Origin of the sequence: Microbacterium sp. NPDC077391, from assembly GCF_040686955.1 — a bacterium.
GTDB lineage: Bacteria > Actinomycetota > Actinomycetes > Actinomycetales > Microbacteriaceae > Microbacterium > Microbacterium commune.
This window is the reverse complement of sequence record NZ_JBFBMI010000003.1, coordinates 331,147-349,115: the sequence shown is the minus strand read 5'-3', so window position 1 is coordinate 349,115 and position 17,969 is coordinate 331,147. Positions and strand designations below refer to the sequence as shown.

The 17,969-nt window shown below is 70.3% G+C and carries 16 protein-coding genes; 9 read left to right on the top strand and 7 right to left on the bottom strand.

Features of this window, described 5'->3' with window-relative positions; genetic code table 11:
- Positions 1-34 precede the first annotated feature (34 nt).
- A complete protein-coding gene (locus AB0O65_RS09860) occupies positions 35-1,999 on the top strand; it encodes a DUF2264 domain-containing protein (RefSeq protein WP_363384598.1) in 1,965 nt (654 codons plus the stop codon).
- 103 nt (positions 2,000-2,102) lie between these two features.
- On the opposite strand, the gene AB0O65_RS09855 is transcribed toward AB0O65_RS09860, so the two are convergent.
- A complete protein-coding gene (locus tag AB0O65_RS09855; RefSeq protein WP_363384595.1) occupies positions 2,103-2,720 on the bottom strand; it encodes a glucose-6-phosphate isomerase family protein in 618 nt (205 codons plus the stop codon).
- 77 nt (positions 2,721-2,797) lie between these two features.
- Between AB0O65_RS09855 and xylB the strand changes: the two genes are divergently transcribed.
- Genes xylB through AB0O65_RS09835 form a run of 4 tightly spaced genes read left to right on the top strand, consistent with a single transcriptional unit; the run spans position 2,798 to position 7,273 of the window.
- Positions 2,798-4,288, top strand: coding sequence for a xylulokinase (gene xylB / locus AB0O65_RS09850; RefSeq protein WP_363384592.1), 1,491 nt, complete (start codon positions 2,798-2,800; stop codon positions 4,286-4,288).
- Positions 4,264-5,238 carry a phosphoglycerate dehydrogenase gene (locus AB0O65_RS09845; RefSeq protein WP_363384589.1) on the top strand — a complete coding sequence of 325 codons (975 nt, stop codon included), beginning with the start codon at positions 4,264-4,266 and terminating at the stop codon, positions 5,236-5,238. The genes xylB and AB0O65_RS09845 overlap by 25 nt, the downstream gene beginning before the upstream one ends.
- An 8-nt stretch (positions 5,239-5,246) precedes the next feature.
- Positions 5,247-6,176, top strand: coding sequence for a shikimate dehydrogenase (locus AB0O65_RS09840; protein WP_071640531.1), 930 nt, complete (start codon positions 5,247-5,249; stop codon positions 6,174-6,176).
- On the top strand, positions 6,176-7,273 hold the full coding sequence (locus AB0O65_RS09835; RefSeq protein ID WP_363384586.1) for an aryldialkylphosphatase: 1,098 nt from the start codon (positions 6,176-6,178) through the stop codon (positions 7,271-7,273). Before AB0O65_RS09840 ends, AB0O65_RS09835 begins: the two co-directional genes overlap by 1 nt.
- 195 nt (positions 7,274-7,468) lie before the next feature.
- Here AB0O65_RS09835 and AB0O65_RS09830 read toward each other — a convergent pair whose 3' ends face one another.
- The 3 genes from AB0O65_RS09830 to AB0O65_RS09820 all read right to left on the bottom strand — a co-directional run bounded on the left by AB0O65_RS09830 (position 7,469) and on the right by AB0O65_RS09820 (position 11,076).
- Positions 7,469-8,470, bottom strand: a complete 1,002-nt coding sequence (locus tag AB0O65_RS09830) for an ABC transporter substrate-binding protein (protein ID WP_071641892.1) — start codon at positions 8,468-8,470, stop codon at positions 7,469-7,471.
- Between the two features lie 72 nt (positions 8,471-8,542).
- Positions 8,543-9,574 carry an ABC transporter permease gene (locus AB0O65_RS09825; RefSeq protein WP_363384583.1) on the bottom strand — a complete coding sequence of 344 codons (1,032 nt, stop codon included), beginning with the start codon at positions 9,572-9,574 and terminating at the stop codon, positions 8,543-8,545.
- Positions 9,571-11,076 (bottom strand): sugar ABC transporter ATP-binding protein, encoded by a 1,506-nt coding sequence (locus AB0O65_RS09820; RefSeq protein ID WP_363384580.1) that lies wholly within the window; start codon positions 11,074-11,076, stop codon positions 9,571-9,573. Before AB0O65_RS09820 ends, AB0O65_RS09825 begins: the two co-directional genes overlap by 4 nt.
- A 217-nt stretch (positions 11,077-11,293) precedes the next feature.
- Between AB0O65_RS09820 and AB0O65_RS09815 the strand changes: the two genes are divergently transcribed.
- A complete protein-coding gene (locus tag AB0O65_RS09815) occupies positions 11,294-12,169 on the top strand; it encodes a sugar phosphate isomerase/epimerase family protein (protein ID WP_363384577.1) in 876 nt (291 codons plus the stop codon).
- Between the two features lie 187 nt (positions 12,170-12,356).
- On the opposite strand, the gene AB0O65_RS09810 is transcribed toward AB0O65_RS09815, so the two are convergent.
- From AB0O65_RS09810 to AB0O65_RS09800, 3 genes are read right to left on the bottom strand one after another with little or no spacing between them, the layout of a single operon-like run.
- Complete coding sequence (locus AB0O65_RS09810) at positions 12,357-12,776, bottom strand: RbsD/FucU domain-containing protein (protein WP_363384574.1); 420 nt, start codon at positions 12,774-12,776, stop codon at positions 12,357-12,359.
- Between the two features lie 18 nt (positions 12,777-12,794).
- Positions 12,795-13,760: an aldo/keto reductase gene (locus AB0O65_RS09805; RefSeq protein WP_363384571.1), complete on the bottom strand. Its 966-nt coding sequence runs from the start codon at positions 13,758-13,760 to the stop codon at positions 12,795-12,797.
- Positions 13,747-15,042 carry an L-fuconate dehydratase gene (locus tag AB0O65_RS09800; RefSeq protein WP_191712569.1) on the bottom strand — a complete coding sequence of 432 codons (1,296 nt, stop codon included), beginning with the start codon at positions 15,040-15,042 and terminating at the stop codon, positions 13,747-13,749. The genes AB0O65_RS09805 and AB0O65_RS09800 overlap by 14 nt, the downstream gene beginning before the upstream one ends.
- A 122-nt stretch (positions 15,043-15,164) precedes the next feature.
- Between AB0O65_RS09800 and AB0O65_RS09795 the strand changes: the two genes are divergently transcribed.
- The 3 genes from AB0O65_RS09795 (at position 15,165) to AB0O65_RS09785 (ending at position 17,965) form a co-directional block, all read left to right on the top strand.
- On the top strand, positions 15,165-16,025 hold the full coding sequence (locus AB0O65_RS09795) for a fumarylacetoacetate hydrolase family protein (RefSeq protein ID WP_363384567.1): 861 nt from the start codon (positions 15,165-15,167) through the stop codon (positions 16,023-16,025).
- Positions 16,022-16,774, top strand: a complete 753-nt coding sequence (locus AB0O65_RS09790; protein WP_363384564.1) for an SDR family oxidoreductase — start codon at positions 16,022-16,024, stop codon at positions 16,772-16,774. The genes AB0O65_RS09795 and AB0O65_RS09790 overlap by 4 nt, the downstream gene beginning before the upstream one ends.
- Before the next feature lie 150 nt (positions 16,775-16,924).
- Positions 16,925-17,965 carry a hypothetical protein gene (locus tag AB0O65_RS09785; protein WP_363384561.1) on the top strand — a complete coding sequence of 347 codons (1,041 nt, stop codon included), beginning with the start codon at positions 16,925-16,927 and terminating at the stop codon, positions 17,963-17,965.
- Positions 17,966-17,969 lie beyond the last annotated feature (4 nt).

Below are 17,969 nucleotides of genomic sequence, written 5' to 3'. Positions count from 1 at the left end.
GAATCCTCCTGTTCGCCACGGCGACGATCGGGGTATGCCGACGATCGCCCCCGCGTGGATGCCACCCGACGACCCGCTCTCCGCCCCGTACACCGGGTACACCCGCGCGCACTGGGTGGCCGCGGCCGACCGGATCCTCGACGCGGCACGACAGCGGTCGACGAACGGCGGGGCGCTGGTCGACTTCTCAGCCGCCCCGGGCACGGCGGATGCCGGAGCGGGGCCGCCGATGGACCGGCTCGAGGGGTTCGCGCGCACTTTTCTGCTTGCGGCTCTGCGCATCTCCGGTGATCCGGCCGGCACCGAGGGCGCGGCGCCGCTGATCGCGCATTACGCCGAGGCCGTGCAGCACGCGATCGCGCAGCGGATATGGCCGGCGCTCACCGATCACAGCCAGGCCACCGTCGAGGCGGCATCCATCGCGATCGCCCTGCACCTGACGCGCGACACGGTGTGGGCGGCACTGGACGACGCGACACGTGACGGCGTGCACGCCTGGTTCGCGCAGGCCAGGGGCACCTGGTGCGCCGACAACAACCACGTGCTGCTGGGTGCCACCCTGGCGGCGTTCAACCATGCCGGCGGCTTCGCCGACGGACGGGACACGGTCGAGAACGCGCTCGACCGGATGGACGACTGGCACCGGGCCGACGGCTGGTACACCGACGGCGACGGGAGACGCTTCGACCACTACAACGCCTTCGCATTCCACTGGTATCCGTTCTTCATCGACGAGCTGATGGGCGCCGGCTTCGACGACCGGCGCGCCCTGCACCGCGAGCGTCTCGCGGCGTTCGTCGACGGCTATCAGCTCCTGTTCGACGCCCGCTGCGCGCCGGTCTTCCAGGGTCGCTCGCTGATCTACCGGTGGGCGACGGCGGCGCCGTTCTGGATGGCGCGCCGGGAGGGCCTGGACGTGCTCGGCCCCGGGATGACACGGCGGCTGACCAGCGGCATCCTGAGGCACTTCGTCGACGGCGGCAGCCTCGACACCGGGGTGCTCTCGCTGGGCTGGCAGCGAGGTCCGATCCCGAGCATGGTGCAGTCGTACAGCGGGCCGGGATCGCCGTACTGGGCCGCGAAGGGCTTCCTGGGCCTGGCGCTGCCCGCCGACGATCCGGTGTGGAGCGCGGCGGAGGCCCCGCTGCAGATCGAGCGGACGGACGTGCGCCGTGTGCTCGACGGGCCGCGCTGGCTGATCGAAGGTCGCGCGGACGACGGCATCGTGCGACTGCACAACTTCGGCAGCGACGGGCACCCGACCCGCGATGACCCGCTGTACCGCCGTCTGCAGTTCTCCTCCGTCACCCGGCCCGTCCCCGGCGGCACCGTGCGCGACAGCGACCTCACCATCGACGGGGCCGTGCACCGCCCGGCGACCCGCGCCACGGTCGGGGCGCGCGGCGGTGCGGTGACCCGCGCCCTCGACGCCGGCGGGCGGCACGTGGTCTCCCGCGTGGCGACCAAGATCGTCGGCGCCGGCGTCGTGCACGTGGCGCGCCTGACCGGCTGCGTCGGACTCCCGGGTCGGGTGAGCGGTGCCGCCCTCGTCGCCGACGACGACAGGCCGGTCGGGATCGCCCCGCAAGGTCAGGGCGAGGTGGTGGACCGAGGCGAGGTGCGGGATCAGGGCGAGGCGGTGGCGCGAAGCGCCGGACTGGTCAGCGTCGTCCGCTTCCTCGGTGCATGGACGGCATCACCGTCGGCGGAGCCGGCGGCCGTCCCGCTGGCGCCCGTCGGCATCGTGGAACGGGTCGCCGATGGCGCCGACGTCCTGCTCTGCCCGACGGTGCGGCTCGGTCCGCTGCCCGCCGAGGTGGTCATCGTCTGGCAGACCGCCCTGTCACGGGCATCGATCGCCGCGCTCGAGATCAGCGACGTGGTCGTGCACGACGATCACGTCGCCCTGACCGTCGACGGCGAGCGGTGCGTGTTCCGCTGGTCGCTGGCCGAGTTCCTCCCCGCCGACGTCGAGGCGCAGCTCATCCGCCGACCGTAAGCACGGGCCAGCGACCACTTCTCGCTCCGGTATGAGTTCGCGTCGCCTGAACGGCGCCGATGCGGCACATACTCATACCGGAGCGAGAGGCGGTGGGGCCGCGTCAGGGGCGCGGGTAGCCGGTGTGATCGGGGTTGGCCGTCAGCGTCCAACCGTCACCGTCGGCCACGACGAGGTTCTGCATGCCGCCGGCATCCGAGATCACGGCGTAGTCCTGCCCCGCGTCGGCGGCGTAGCAGAACAGCGTGACGAACGGCTCGTCGCCGACGTTCACGCTGCGGTGGATCCAGTGCCCGGGCACGTTGACGGCCTTGCCCGGGGTGAGCTCGATGGCCGCCGACTGGCCGTCGAGGGTCTCCAGGAGCATGACTCCTCGGCCGCTCAGGCAGTGGTACAGCTCGGCGCGATCGGCGACGGCGTGCAGATGCCCGCGGGTCACCGCGAACTCGTCGCCGATGCGCCCGGGCAGCAGGGTGCTGGTGCCCACGATGAGCGCCCCCGGCCCCTCCTGGTAGCGGTGGTCGTCGACCCAGTAGACCAGTTCGTCGGCGCCGCGCTCGGTGACAGCGGCACGCCATGCCGCGTCGTCGCGGTAGACGCCGGACATCTCGCCCAGGGTCTTCTCGTATCGGCGGGAGCGGCCTTCGATGCCGCCCAGCGGCGAGATGGTCAGCGGCACGGGGGTGTCGACCGTGTCGGCGGCGGTGGTGGCGGTGCTCAAGTTCGTCCTCCTGACAGCTTGTAATTACAGGTATACTCCGAAACGTCCCGAAACCCCAACAGGAGCAGGCACCGACTGTGATCATCGCCCATGACCTCGGCACCACCGGCGACAAGGCCTCGCTGCACCACGACGACGGCCGCCCGGTGGCATCCGTCACCGTGCCCTACCCCGCGCGGTTCGCGGCGGGCGGGGTGGCCGAACAGGATCCGCACGACTGGTGGGGTGCGGTCGTCTCGGCGACGCGCGATCTGCTGGAGCGCACCGGAACCGCGCTCTCCGCGGTCACCGGCCTGGTGGTGAGCGGGCAGATGATGGGCGCCGTGCTGCTGGACACCGACGGTGCACCCGCCCGCCCCGCCATCATCTGGGCCGACACGCGCGCCGGTGCGCAGCAGCGCCGACTCGAGAGCGCGCTCGGCGCCGAGCACGCGTATCGCGTGCTCGGGCACCGCCTCAACCCCACCTACTCGATCGAGAAGATCATGTGGGTGCGCGACAACGAGCCGCGCATCTGGGAGCGGGTGCGCCGGGTCTGCGTCGCGAAGGACTACATCGTCCTGCGTCTCACCGGCCGCCTGGCCACCGACCGCTCCGACGCGTCGGGCACGAACGCCTACGACCAGCAGGCCGGCGACTGGTCGGACGAGGTGCTCGCCGCGGCGGGACTCGACCGCGCACTGTTCCCCGAGATCCTCGACTCCACCGCGATCGCCGGGGCGCTCACCGCCTCGGCCGCCGACGCGCTGGGACTGCACACCGGCGTGCAGGTCGTGATGGGCGGCGGCGACGGCCCGATGGCCGCCGTCGGCTCGGGAGTGGTCGCCCCCGAGGACGGCGCCTACGTCTGCCTCGGCACCAGCTCGTGGATCTCGTTCGCCGCCGAACGGCCGCTGCTCGACCCGCAGATGCGCACCTTCACCTTCGACAACGTCGTGCCCGGCGGCTTCGTGCCCACCGCCACCATGCAGGCCGGCGGCGCCTCGGTGCAGTGGATCGCCGAGGCGCTCTCCCCCGACCCGTCGCGCCCCGAGACGGGTCGGCTCACGGCCGAGGCCGCCGCCGACGTCGACACCGAAGACCTCTACTTCCTGCCCTACCTGCTCGGCGAGCGCGCCCCGATCTGGGACCCCGACGCGCGGGGCGCCTTCATCGGACTCGGCCGGCATCACACCCGCGCGCACCTGATGCGCGCCGTGCTCGAGGGCACCGCGTTCAACCTGCTCACCTGCATCCACGCGTTCCGCGAGTCCGGCGCGAGGATCGACCGCATCGACGCCGTCGGCGGCGGGGCGCAGAGCGATGCCTACCTGGCGGTGCTCGCCGACGTCTGGGGCGTGCCGGTGCGCCGCCGCAGCATCGTGGAGGAGGCGAACAGCCTCGGCGCTGCGGTGACCGGCGCCGTCGGACTCGGTCTCGCCGACTTCTCGGCCGCGCGGGCGCTCAGCGAGGTGACCGCGGAGTTCACCCCGGATGCCGCGCGCCACGCGGTCTACGCCGAGCGGCACGCTCGCTTCACCGACGCCTACACGGCCCTCGCGCCGTGGTTCGCAGGAAGGCCGCGCTGATGGGCGTCATCCTCGTCACGAGCCGCTCGTTCTCGGACGGCGATCTCGATCTGGTCGCCCGTGCCAATGAGGCCGGGCACAGCATCCTGCGCGGACCGGCGCATCACGACCTCGCTGAGCTGCGCCCCCTGCTCCTCGACGCGGATGCCTGGATCGCAGGCACCGGCCCGGTGACCGACGAGCACCTGGCTGCCGCGCCGCGGCTGCGCGTGGTGGCCCGGTACGGCGTGGGCACCGAGGCGGTCGACGTCGCAGCGGCCGTGCGGCGCGGCGTCGTCGTGACCAACACCCCGGGCGCCAACGCCGACGCCGTCGCCGACCACGCGGTCGGTCTGATGCTCGCCGCCCTGCGCACCATTCCCGACGGCGACCGTCGCGTGCGCGCCGGCGACTGGTCGGTGCGCCGCGGACGCGAGCTGGGAGCCGCGACCGTCGGCATCGTCGGCTTCGGCCGCATCGGCCAGGGGGTGGCCGCCCGCCTGAGCGGCTTCGGTCCGCGCGTCGTGGCATCCGATCCGTTCCTCCCCGAGGAGCTCGTGCGTGCGGCGGGGGCGGAGCCCCTCGCGCTCGACGACCTGTTCGGCACCGCCGACGTGATCACCCTGCACGCCCCCGGCGGGCAGCGCCTGGTCGACGCCGAGCGCCTCGCCGGGATGCGGCCGGGGACTGTCCTGGTGAACACCGCCCGCCCTGACCTCATCGACGAGCAGGCTGTCGCGCAGGCGCTCGCCGACGGCATCCTCGCCGGGTACGCCGCCGACACGCTCGACGGCGACACGGCCGCGAGCGCGAGTCCGCTGCTGGCCCCCGAGCTCGCCGCGCGCGTGATCGTGACCCCGCACCTCGGTGCACAGACCACCCAGGCCGTCGACAACATGGGCCGCATGTCGCTCGACGACGCGATCGCCGTGCTGCGCGGCGACGCTCCGGCCCACCCCGTCACCCGCTAGGAGACCCCATGACCGAGACCGCCCCCGCCGACTGCATGGGATTCGTCGGCGTCACCACCGGATCGTCATCGATCATGAAGGTGTTCCCGCTGTGGGCCGACATCCTCGGCCTGCCCACGCGCACCCTGGTCGGCCACGACCTGCCGATGGACGCCGAGCCTGCGGCGTATCGGGCGATGGTCGAGCAGATCCGCGACGATCCGCACCACCGCGGCGCCCTGGTGACGACGCACAAGATGAACCTCTACGCCGCGGCATCCGACCTGTTCGACGAACTCGACCCGTTCGCGGTGTCGTGCTCGGAGATCTCGAGCATCTCCAAGCGCGGCGACCGGCTGATCGGACGGGCGAAGGACCCGGTGACCGTCGATCTGGCGCTGAACGACTTCCTGCCGGCCGATCATTTCGCCCGCACCGGTGCTGAGGTGATCATCCTCGGCGCCGGAGGCTCGGGCACCGCGCTGAGCTGGGCGCTCGCCGAGCGAGCCGACGCGCCCGCGCGGATCACCGTGACCGCGCGCTCGCAGGACAAGCTCGACCATCTGCGTGAGGTGCACCGTCAGCACGGCACCGACGAGGGTCTGATCCGCTACGTCCTCACCGAGACGGCAGAGCAGGCCGACGCCCTCGTCGCGGCCGCGCCCGCCGGCTCAGTCATCGCCAATGCCACCGGACTCGGCAAGGACCGCCCCGGCTCACCGCTGACCGATGCGGTGGTGTACCCCGAGGGCGCCTGGGCGTGGGAGTTCAACTACCGCGGCTCGCTGGAGTTCCTGCACCAGGCGCGCGCGCAGCAGGACTCCCGCGGACTGCACGTCGTCGACGGGTGGCGCTACTTCATCCACGGCTGGTCGCAGGTGGTCGCCGACGTCTTCGAGCTGACCCTCACCCCTGACGTCGTCGAGCAGCTCGCGCAGGCCGCGGAGTCGGTGCGCTGATGCCGAGGCCGGGTGGCGCGGCTGGTGCGGTCGGTGCGGTTTCTGCGGGCGGTGCTGTCGGTGCGGTTTCTGCGGGCGGTGCTCTCGGTGCGGTTTCTGCGGGCGGTGCTGTCGGTGCGGTTTCTGCGGGCGGTCCGGTTCGCACCGTTCTCGGCGACATCCCGTCGGAGGCGCTCGGCCGGGTGAACTACCACGAGCACCTGTTCCAGGTCAGCCCGCTTCTTCCCGGTGACGAGCTCGACGACGAGAGCGCCTCCCGCGCCGAGGCGACGCTGCTGCAGCGCAGCGGCTTCGCCGCGATGGTCGACGCGACGCCGTTCGGCCTGGGGCGCGACCCCGAGGCGGTGGCGCGCATCAGTGGCGCGACCGGCCTCGCCGTCGTCGCGACCACCGGCCTGCACCGAGAGGCGCACTACGGCGACGACCACCCGCTGCAGGTGTGGGATGTCGAGCGCCGGGCGGCGCTGTTCACCGCCGAGGTGCAGACGGGTATGGCGGCCGACGACGCGCAGACCTTCGAACGCCCCGACGTCGCTCTCGCCCGCACCGCCGAGGGCGCCCCCGTGCGCGCCGGGATGCTGAAGGGCGGCATCGGCTACTGGTCGATCAGTGCGTTCGAGCGTGCGACGCTCGATGCCATCGCGATCGCGCATCGTGCCACCGGCGCCCCGGTGATGGTGCACCTGGAGTTCTGCACGGCAGCGCACGAGGTGCTCGATCTGCTCGCCGCTGCCGGCGTCGCCGAGCACCGCGTCGTGCTCGCGCACGCTGACCGCGACCCGGATGCCGGGCTGCATGCCTCACTGTCGGAGCGCGGCGCCTACCTGGGCTACGACGGCTTCGCCCGCCCCCGCACGCGCTCGGATGCCGAGCTGCTGGCTCTCACGGCATCCGTGGTCGAGGCGGGCGGTGGCGAGCGGATCGTGCTCGGCGGCGACGTCGCGCGCCGCACCCGGTACATCTCCTACGGCGGGATGCCGGGCCTGGGATACCTCGGCGACCGCTACCTGCCGCGACTCACCGCCCTCATCGGCGAGGCGGCAGTCGAGCGGATGCTGATCGACAACCCCGCCCGACTCCTCCCCCTCTCCCACTGACTCCCCTCCCCTCCCCCGCAACCGCTTCTCGCTCCGGTATCAGTTTGTGCCGCCTGCTCCGCGCGGCAGCGGCACGAACTGATACCGGAGCGAGGGGCGGTTCTTTGCAGACGGGGGCGGATGCAGACGGGGGCGGATGCAGGAAGGGCCCCTCACCGTCGGTGAGGGGCCCTTCCGGATCAGAGCGTCAGCGGATCACTCGTAGAGGACCGCGGCGATCTTCGGGTCGTCGATGTTCTCGGCGTCGTACCAGTACGAACCGGTGTCGTAGAACTCGTCGAGCTTCTCGCCCTTGGCGGCGGCGACAGCCGACTCCACGGTGCGGGCGCCGATGCCGATCGGGTCCTGCGTGATCGCGCCGGCCATGATGCCGTCCTTGATCGCGTTGACCTGTGCCGCACCCGAGTCGAAGCCGATGATGGTCAGCTTGCCCTTCTCGATGCCGAGCTCGTTGACCGCGTTGACCACACCGATCGCCGAACCCTCGTTGGTGCCGTAGATGCCCTTGAGGTCGGGGTGAGCGGCGATCATGCTCTTGGCGATGTCGGCCGACTTCAGGTGGTCGCCGTCGCCGTACTGGATGTCGACGATCTTGATGTCGGGGAAGTCCGCCTCGATCTTCTCGACGAAGCCGTCGCGACGCTCGACACCGGTCGAGTTGATCTGCGAGTGGCCGACGATCGCGACCTCGCCCTTGCCGCCGATGAGCTTCGCCATGTGCTCGGCTGCCAGCGCTCCGGCGGCCTTGCTGTCGGTCGCGGCCAGGCTGAGTCCGACGTCGCCGTTGCACGGCGCGTCGAAGTACACGACCGGGATGTCCTTGGACTTGGCCTGCTCGAGCGGGGCGACACAGGCCTCGGGGTCGAGGGCGGCGTAGCCGATCGCATCCGGGTTGGCGTTGATCGCCGTGGTGAGCATGTCGAGCTGCTGGGCGATCTCGGTCTCGGCAGCGGGGCCCTCGAACGTGACGCGCACGCCGAGCTCCTTCGCCTTCTCCTCGGCGCCCGTCTTCACGGCCTGCCAGAACTGGTGCTGGAAGCCCTTCGACACGAGCGCGACATACATCTCGCCGTCCGAGGATCCTGCGTCGCCGCCGGGGTTCTCGCTGACGACGTCGCCGCCGCCGCAGCCGGCGAGGGCGATCGCGGATGCCGCCAGGAGAGCTGCGAAGGCAGTCTTCTTCTTGCTGAATCGCATGGAAACTCCATTGTTCTCTGTGTGTGGGCTGATCGGGTGATCAGCCGCGGGTGATGGTGCGGGAAGAGACGTTCAGTTGCGCTGGCGGTTGCGCAGCGAGTCGAAGAACACGGCGAGCAGCACGACCACGCCGACGACGATGTTGCGCCACTCGGTCTGGATCGACAGGATGCTGAGGCCGTTGACGAGCACGCTCATGATGAGCGCGCCGATCACGGTGCCGATGATCGAGCCGCGACCACCGAGCAGCGAGGTGCCGCCGATGATCACCGCGGCGATCGCCTGCAGCTCGTAGCCCATGCCGATCTGCGGCTGCGCCGAGTCGAGGCGGGCCGCGATGACGACTCCGGCCACACCGACGAACGCGCCGGCGAACATGTAGACGAAGATCGTCCAGCGGCGGGTGTTGACACCCGAGAGGCGGGTGGCCTCCTCGTTCGAGCCGATCGCGAAGGTGTACCGCCCGAGCAGGGTCTTCGACAGCACGAGGGCGGCGACGATCGCGAGCACGATCGTGATGAGAACTGCGTTCGGGATGCCGGGGATCAGCACACCGAGCGCGATGCGCTTGAAGTCGGGCGCCGAGGTCGAGAAGTAGATCGGGCGCACGTTCGAGATGACCAGGGCGAGACCGCCCGCGATCATCATCATCGCGAGGGTGGCGATGAACGGAGGCAGACGCAGGAAGGTGATGTTCACGCCGTTGACCAGGCCCATCAGCACGCCTGTCGCGATGCCGCCGAGCACGCCCACCCAGATGGGCAGGCCCCAGTTCGTGATGAACACACCGGTCATCACCGCGCACAGCGCCATGCCGGTGCCCAGCGACAGGTCGATGCCGCCGGTGATGATCACGAACGTGGTGCCGAGCGCGAGGATCGCGATCACCGCGGTCGACAGGAGCACGGTGGTGAGGTTGCTCACCGTGAAGAACGCGGGGCTGGCGATCGCGAAGAAGATGACCAGCACGACGAGCGTGCCGAAGGCCAGCGACTGCTGCAGCTGGCGCTTCAGCATCCCGCTGATGTCGCGCTTGTCGGTGTTCTCGGCGACGGCCTGCTGGACGACGGTGGTCGTCGATCCGGACTGCTGCGGCGTGCTCATTCTTCTTCCTCCCCATGGGCGGCGAGCTGCATGATCTTCTCCTGGCTGGCTTCCTCGTTGCGGAGGGTGCCGGTGATCCGGCCGTTCGCGAACACGGCGATGCGGTTCGCGACGCGGAGGATCTCCGGCAGCTCCGATGAGATGACGATGATGGATTTGCCGGATGCCGCGAGCTGCTGCATCAGGCGGTAGATCTCCTCTTTGGCTCCGACGTCGATGCCGCGGGTGGGCTCGTCGAAGATGAGGATGTCGCAGTCGCGCATCAGCCACCGGGCGATGACGACCTTCTGCTGGTTTCCTCCCGACAGCAGCTTCACGATCTGGTTGACCGACGGGGTCTTCACCCGCAGCTGCTGCACGTAGTCCTTGGTCTGGTTCTTCGCCTTGCGGTCGCCCATCCAGCCGATCGCGTTGGCGTAGGAGTCCAGCGAGGCCAGCACGGTGTTGAACGTCACATCCTGCTCGAGCATGAGACCGAGCAGCTTGCGGTCCTCGGAGAGGTAGCCGATGCCCCGCTTGACGGCGTCCTCGGGCTGGCGGATGCGCGCCGGCTTGCCGCCGACGTTGATCGTGCCGGCGTCCTTGCGGTCGGCGCCGATGATGGCGCGGGCGGTCTCGGTGCGACCGGCCCCCATCAGCCCGGCGAAACCGAGGATCTCGCCCTTGTGCAGCTGGAACGAGACATCCTTCAGCAGCGTCTTCGTCGACAGGCCCTGCACGTCGAGCACCACGGGATCGCCGGCGTGCTCGCGTGCCTCGGGGCGGGTGCCCTCGTCGATCGCGCGGCCCACCATCATCTCGATGATCCTCGGGATGCTGATCTCGGACTTCTCCAGTGATCCGATGTAGGCGCCGTCGCGCAGCACACTCACCCGGTCTGCCAGCCGGCGCAGCTCGTCCATGCGGTGCGAGATGTAGACGATGCCGGTGCCGCGCTGCTTGAGCTGCTCGATGAGCACGAAGAGGGTCTCCACCTCCGCGTCGGTGAGAGCCGAGGTGGGCTCATCCATGATGAGCACCTTGGCGTTGAACGACAAAGCCTTGGCGATCTCGACCATCTGCTGCTCGGCCACCGTGAGATCGCCGACCTTCCTGCGCGGGTCGAGCTTGATGTCCAGGCGCTGCAGCAGCTCCTCGGTGCGGCGGTTCAGCGCGCGCTCCGACAGGAAGGGGCCGGTCTTCGGCTCGCGGCCGATGTAGATGTTCTGCGCGACCGTGAGGTCGGGCATCATGTTCAGCTCCTGGTGGATGATCGTGATGCCCAGCTGCTGCGCCTGCAGCGGACCGGTGAGCTCGATCTGCTCGCCCTCGAAGGTGATCGTGCCCGCGTCGCGGGTGTAGATACCCGAGAGGATCTTCATGAGGGTGGACTTGCCGGCACCGTTCTCGCCGACGAGCACGAGCACCTCACCGGGGTGCACCTCGAGGTGCACGTCCTGGAGCGCCTGCACGCCGGGGAATCCCTTGCTGATTCCCTCCACCCGGAGGATGGGATCACTCATGGGCACCTGCTCCCTTGAAGGTCTTGCGGATCCCACGGTTGTGGAATCCATTTCAAACATCGGATCAATTGTGCGTCGGTCTCACCGCTCGCGCAAGTGCATCTGACAGTACGTGACCAGATCGTCGTGCGGAAGACCTGTAATGACATCTTGACAGACATGTAATAACATCTTGGTCACGACGGCGTGCGAGGTGCGTGCGCCCGGAAGGAGAGTCATGCTCATCGGCGCGCACGCCCTGGTCTTCACCGGCACCTTCGACGAGCAGGGGCTGCGTCGGGCGATCGAGGGGACCAAACGGGCCGGCTTCGACCTCGTCGAGATCCCGCTGATGGATGTCGCGGGGTTCGACGCCGACCTGGCCGGACGCCTGCTGCGTGACAACGAGCTGGCGGTCACGGCATCCCTCGGGCTGACCGCCGACACCGACCTGACCAGCGAGGACCAGGCCGTCGTCGCCGCCGGCGAGCGGATGCTGGAGCGCTGCCTCGATCACGTCGCCGCCATGGGCGGCGACGTGCTGTGCGGCGTGATCTACTCCGCCATGCAGAAGTACGGCGCTCCGACCACCGAGCGCGGGGTGGCGAACAGCCGCGCCGCGATCGCGCGCCTCGCAGAGAAGGCCGCGCAGCGCGGCATCCGCCTCTCGCTCGAGGTCGTGAACCGCTACGAGTCCAATGTCTTCAACACCGGACGGGGAGCGCTCGCCTACCTCGATGGCGCCGGGCTCGACGGGGTGTCGGTGCACCTCGACACGTACCACATGAACATCGAGGAGTCCGATCTCTTCCAGCCCGTGCACGACGTCGCCGCCGCCGGTCGGCTCGGCTACGTGCACATCGGCGAGAGCCACCGCGGGTACCTCGGCACCGGCTCGGTCGACTTCGGCGCGTTCTTCCGCGCCCTGCACGACGTGCGCTACGACGGCCCGGTGGTGTTCGAATCGTTCTCGTCGGCAGTGGTCAGCGCCGAGCTGAGCAACACGCTCGGCATCTGGCGCAACCTCTGGCAGGACTCCGATGACCTTGCCGCGCACGCGAACCGCTTCATCCGCGACGGCCTGCACGCCGTGCGCACGATCGACCTCCACTGACCGGCCACCGCTTCTCGCTCCGGTATGAGTTCGTGCCGCCTGATCGGCGCCGACGCGGCACGAACTCATACCGGAGCGAGGGGCGGGTTCGGTGTCAGCGGCGGCGTGAGCGGCGGCGGCCGCCAGGCGGGCAACGGCGGCGGCCGCCAGGCGGGCGACGGCGGCCGCGGCGGGGGCGGGGGCCGGGTCAGGCGGACGGATGGCCGACCACGCCCTTGCGCAGCAGGGCGTTGCCGTACTTGCGGGTCTCGCCGGTGCGCACCATCAGATACGCGTCCTTCGCGAGGTCGTAGTAGGCGAAGCGCTCGACGAAACCCGTCGTCTGCAGCGTCGTGCCGGCCGCGGTCATCAGCTCGCGCTGCACGTCGAGCACCTCCCCGTCCGCCGACTCCATGAGGTCCATACCGGGGGCGTCGTCCAGCGGCAGCACCGAACGGATCGCCGCGACCACCTCGGGGGTCGTCGTGCCCGGCAGGTCCACCACCCGCTCCCCCAGCGCCCAGGCCGGGAAGTGCGCGTCGGCGACGACCACCGCGTCGGAGTGGCCCATCCTGTCGAGGTGCAGCAGCAGCTCGCCGGTGAGCAGAGGGTTGATTCCTTCGAGCATCCGGATCTCCTTCGAGGTTCAGGCGGGGATGAGTCCCTCGGCGGCGAGCTCGGCCCACAGCGCGTCGGGGATGTCGAGCGCGGCGTACTCGGCGTTCTGGCGCAGCTGCGCGGGGCGGCTGCCGCCGACGACGACCGAGCGCACCTCGGGCGCCCGCAGCGGAAACTGGATCGCCGCGGCAGGCAGCGGCACGTCGTGCGCCGCGCAGACGGCGGCGATCCGCACGAGGCGCTGCCAGAGCTCCTCCGGCAGCTGACCGTACTCGTACCGGCCGTCGCGCCGCGGCTCGCTCTGCGCGAGCAGCCCGGAGTTGAAGACGGATGCCGCGACGACCCCGGTCCCGCGCGCCGCGCACGCGGGCAGCACCTCAGCCGCCGCGGGCTGCTCGAGCAGCGTGTACCGGCCCGCGACCATGATCAGGTCGAGATCGGCCTCGAGCACCGACCGCGCGAGGGCCTCCGAGACCATCGATCCGACGCCGATCGCGCGCACGATCCCGTCGGCGCGCACCGCCTCCAGGGCGGGGAAGGCCTCGGCGAGCGCCAGATCGAGGTCGTGGCGCTCGGGGTCGTGCAGATACAGCAGATCGATGCGGTCGAGACCGAGACGCTCCTGCGACTCGGCGATGCTGGCCCGGATGCCCGCCTCGCTGAAGTCCCACACCCGCTGCTGGTCGTCGGGCACGTGGAAGTCGTTGGCCGTGTCGAGGCCGCCGGGAGCGTGCGCGGGGTTCGGGCGCAGCAGCCGCCCCACCTTGGTCGAGAGCACGAACTCGTCGCGCGGCTTGGTCTGCAGGAAGGCGCCGAGACGGCGCTCGCTGAGCCCCAGCCCGTAGTGCGGTGCGGTGTCGAAGTAGCGGATGCCGGCATCCCAGGCCGCCTCGAGCACCGCCCACGCCTCATCGTCGTTGAGCTCGCGGAACAGATTGCCCACGTTCGCCGCCCCGTAGCCCAGAGCGGGCAGGGCGAGGTCAGTCGATGACATGCTGGCCCGTCCAGGTGTACTTGGCGATGCTGGCGGCGTGCATCTCCATGCTCGTGCCCGGCGCCGTGGGGGCCATGTACGACCCGCCCTGGATGTCGGTGGGCACCACGAAGTGCTCGTGCAGGTGGTCGACGAATTCGATCAGACGACCTTCACGGCTGCCGCTGACGGCGACGAAGTCGAACATCGACAGGTGCTGCACGGCTTCGCACAGTCCCACGCCGCCGGCGTGCGGGCACACCGGCACGCCGAACTTGGCGGCCAGCAGCAGGTTGGCGATGTTCTCGTTCACGCCCCCGACCCGCACCGCGTCGATCTGCATGACCTTGATGGCGTCGGCCTGCAGCAGCTGCTTGAAGATCATCCGGTTCTGGGCGTGCTCGCCGGTGGCGACCCGGATGGGGGCGACGCCGCGGGCGATCTCGGCGTGGCCGAGGATGTCGTCCGGGCTGGTGGGCTCCTCGATCCAGGCGGGGTTGAACTCGGCGAGCGCGTTCACCCATTCGATCGCCTCGGACACCTCCCAGCGCTGGTTGGCGTCGATCGCGATCGGGAAGTCGGGACCGACGACCTCGCGGGCCTTGCGGAAGCGGCGGATGTCGTCGTCGAGGTCGGCGCCGACCTTGAGCTTGATCTGGGTGAAGCCGTCGGCCATCGCCTCGCGTGCGAGGCGCTCGAGCTTCTCGTCGGAGTAGCCGAGCCATCCCGGGCTGGTGGTGTATCCGGGATAGCCGGTCGCGAGCAGCTCGGCTTCGCGCTCGGCGCGTCCGGGCACGGCGGCGCGGAGGATCTCGAGCGCCTCGTCGCGGGTGAGCGCGTTGGTGAGATAGCGGAAGTCGACGAGATCGACGATCTGCTCGGGCGTCATGCGCGCCAGCAGCTGCCAGAGCGGCAGCCCGGCGCGCTTGGCCTTGATGTCCCACAGGGCGTTGATGACGGCGCCGATGGCCATGTGCATCACGCCCTTCTCGGGCCCGAGCCAGCGAAGCTGCGAGTCGCCGATGATGTCGCGGAAGGTGCCGCCCATGTCGTCGAGCAGCGGCTCGATCTCGCGGCCCACGAGGTGGCCGGCGAGCGCGTCGATCGCGGCGACCTGCACATCGTTGCCGCGGCCGATCGTGAACACGAAGGAGTGCCCGTCGATGTCGTCGCCGGCGTCGGTGCGGATGATCACGTAGGCCGCGGAGTAGTCGGGGTCGGGATTCATCGCATCCGAGCCGTCCAGGCTCAGCGACGTGGGAAAGCGGATGTCGCTGGTGTCCAGCGCGACGATACGGCTCACAGTGCTCCTTCGGGTGCGTGGGAAAGTCCGACGCAGACCCTTGGAGTGTAAACATCGGATGTCTATACTGTCAACGTGCGGGTGCCGTCTCAGCATCCGCCCGTCTGAGACGAAGGAGAATCATGAAGTTCGCACGACTCGGCGAGTCCGGAAGAGAGATCCCGGTCGTCATCGACGGTGACCGCACCTACGATCTGCGCCCCGTGACATCCGATGTGAACGGCGACTTCCTCGCCGACGACCCGGTCGGCCGCACCCGCGCAGCCCTGAACGGGGGCTCGCTGCCCGAGGTGACCGACACCTCGGCCCTGCGCATCGGCGCGCCGATCGCCCGCCCCAGCGCGGTCATCTGCATCGGGCAGAACTACGCCGCCCACGCCCGGGAGTCGGGCTCCGAACCGCCCACGGTGCCGATCATCTTCCTGAAGACGCCGAACACCGTCGTCGGCCCCGACGACACCGTGACCATCCCCCGCGGCAGCGAGAAGACCGACTGGGAGGTCGAGCTCGGCATCGTCATCGGCCGACGTGCCGCCTATCTCGATTCGGTCGACGAGGCCGCACAGCACATCGCGGGCTACGTCGTCGCGAACGACGTCTCCGAGCGCGCGTTCCAGATGGAGGTGTCGGGCGGGCAGTGGTCGAAGGGCAAGATCGCCTTCGGCTTCAACCCCACCGGCCCGTGGCTGGTCACCCCCGACGAGGTGGATGTCGACAACCTGAACCTGAAGAGCTTCGTGAACGGCGAGGCACGACAGGACTCGAACACGAACGACATGATCTTCGACGTGCGCACCATCGTGCACCACCTCTCGCAGTACGTGACCCTCGAGCCCGGTGACCTCATCCTCACCGGAACCCCGCAGGGTGTCGCGTTCGGCGGCAAGTTCCCGTACCTCACGGCGGGCGACGTGGTCGAGATCGAGATCGAGGGCCTGGGCCGTCAGCGTCAGGAGTTCGTGGCGTGGCAGGCGCAGCGATGAGCGGGCAGGTGGAGGGTCTCGTCGCGATCGTGACCGGCGGAGCATCCGGCATCGGGGCGGCGATCGCGCGCCGGCTGTACGAAGAAGGGGCGCAGGTGGCGGTGCTCGACCGCGACCCGTCGGGAGCGGACGAGCACTTCGCGGCGTTCACCGCGGATGTCTCCGACCGGGCATCGGTGGATGCCGCCGTCGCCGGCGTCGCCGAGCGGTTCGGGCGCATCGACATCGTGATCAACAACGCCGGCATCGGCGCCCAGGGCGACGTCGCCGCGAACGACGACGACGAGTGGGCTCGCGTGCTCTCGATCAACGTCACCGGCATCGCCCGGGTGACCTCGGCGGCCCTGCCGTGGCTGCGCCGGTCACCGGCTGCGGCGGTGTCCAACACGGCATCCATCGCCTCGACGACCGGGCTGCCGCAGCGCGCGCTGTACTCGGCGTCGAAGGGCGCGGTCTCGGCCCTGACCCGGGCGATGGCCGCCGACCATCTGCGCGAGGGCATCCGGGTGAACGCCGTCAATCCGGGCACCGCCGACACCCCGTGGGTGGGGCGTCTGCTCGACTCGGCGGCCGACCCGGCGGCCGAGCGCGCGGCGCTCAACGCCCGTCAGCCGCATGGCCGGCTGGTGTCCGCCGATGAGGTCGCCGGTGCGGTGCTGTACCTGGTCAGTCCCGCCTCCGGATCGACCACCGGCACCTTTATCGAGGTCGACGGGGGCATGGCCGCCCTGCGCCTGCGCCCCGAATAACCCACCCGCTTCTCGCTCCGGTATGAGTTCGTGCCGCCTGGATCGCATTCAGGCGGCACGAACTCATACCGGAGCGCGGTGGTTGCGGGCGGCTCCGGGGCGCTGTGGATAGCTCGCGCGCGCCGGCCGCGGATCTGCGAAGGTCGGCGGATGCCGAAACCACGACCTCTCCCCGCCCAGCTGGGTGCGATCTTCAGCGTGCGGGAAGCTGCGCAGGTGGGGGTCGCTCGCTCGCGCCTTCGCCGCGGGGATCTCGAGCGCCCGTTCCGCGGCATCCGTGCCGTGCCGGCTCTCCTGTCCGCGACCGCCGCCGGCACCGCAGCAGAGGCCGACGACGAGGCCGACCCAGATGACCCGCCCGCGACCGCCGAACCGGATCCGTTCACGCTCCAGGCCGAGGCGCGACGTGACCTGGTGCGCCGCTATGCGCCCCGCCTCGAGGGATCGCAGTTCATCAGTCACGAGTCAGCGGCCGCGATGTGGCACGCCCCGCTCCCGTTGACGTGGACGGATGCCGGTGCGCCGGCGTCGTCATCCGACCTGACGGTGCACGTGAGCACGTTCGGACGCGGCCACCTGATCCGCGCGGAGGGTGTCAGCGCCCACCGCGCGCGGCATCGCACCTCGCGCTACACGCACGTCGAGCGCATCCCGGTCGCCGATCCCGCGACGACGTGGGCCAGCCTCGGGCATCTTCCGCTGGTCGATCTGGTCGCCCTGGGCGACTACTTCTGTCGGGTCTGGCGTGCCGGGTACGGTCGGCCGCGCGCGGGCACGCCCCCGTTGTCGACCGTCGCACGCCTGCAGGCGGCGATCGATGCCGGCCGCAGGACGGGCATCCGTCGGCTTCGGGAGGCGGTCGAACTCATCCGTGAGGATTCGTGGTCTCCTCGCGAGTCGGCTGTGCGCTGCCATCTCGTGTTCGCCGGCCTGCCCGAGCCGGTGCTGAATCAGGATGTCTACGACGAGCACGGCCGGTTCGTCGCCTGCGCCGATCTGGCATACCCCGAGCGGAAGGTAGCGATCGAGTACCAGGGCGTGCTGCACGCGAACAGCTACGCCGCCGATGTCGAGCGCCTCGCCCGCCTACGGGCCGCGGGGTGGGTGGTGATCGAGGTCACGGCGACGCTGCTCGCCGACCCTCGGATGCTCGTCGAACGCGTCCGCGCGGCGCTGCGCGCCCGCCCCTGACGCC